Origin of the sequence: Sinomonas humi, assembly GCF_000802235.1 — a bacterium.
Taxonomy (GTDB): domain Bacteria; phylum Actinomycetota; class Actinomycetes; order Actinomycetales; family Micrococcaceae; genus Sinomonas; species Sinomonas humi.
Window position 1 is genome coordinate 1 of the sequence record NZ_JTDL01000071.1, and the last position, 707, is coordinate 707.

A 707-nucleotide genomic window follows, 5' to 3' on the forward strand; every position below is an offset into this window, starting at 1 on the left:
GGACAGGTCCCGGTGACAACACCCCCCGGACCATGGGCGACTGGGGGCAGAACGTCATGCCGGAACCCGACCGGCCAACACCCCCGATCCTGCCGGATCGGGGAGCCACGAAAAAGGTAACGGGGGGCACTGGCCGCCTCATCGGCGTGAGCACGCCTCGAACACGACTATCACCTCCTTCCAATACGGGACTGTCGCTTGAACGGTGTTTGGGTTCGGCCTGATTGAAAGGATCAGGCCGTGTCGAACACGACCGAGCTGTACGAAGGCCAGATGATCGATCCCGTGACCGGAGAGATCATCGATCAGAAAGAACTCGCCGAGCGGCTGCTCGCGCAGGCCAAGGCGCAGGGCCTGTCCCTGGTCGGACCTGGCGGGCTGCTGGCCGGGCTGACGAAGACGGTGCTCGAGACCGCTCTGGAGGCCGAGCTCACCGAGCACCTCGGGCACGAGCACGGGCAGACCCCGTTGGGGTCGAACATCCGCAACGGGACCCGGCCCAAGACTGTGCTGACCCAGATCGGGCCGGTGCAGATCGAAGTCCCCAGGGACCGCGACGGCTCCTTCGACCCGGTGATCGTGCCCAAGCGCGCCCGCCGCCTGGATGGGATCGACGAGATCCTGCTGTCCCTGTCCGCCCGAGGGCTCACCACAGGGGAGATCGCCGCGCACTTCGACGAGGTCTACGGGGCCGCCGTGTCCAAGGA

Annotated in this window: 1 protein-coding gene; it reads left to right on the top strand. The window is 66.6% G+C overall.

Annotated features, from left to right (window positions below; genetic code table 11):
• Positions 1-273: 273 nt before the first annotated feature.
• Positions 274-707, top strand: a 434-nt coding sequence (locus tag LK10_RS04460; protein ID WP_043120501.1) for an IS256 family transposase, incomplete at its 3' end; no start/stop codon positions are given.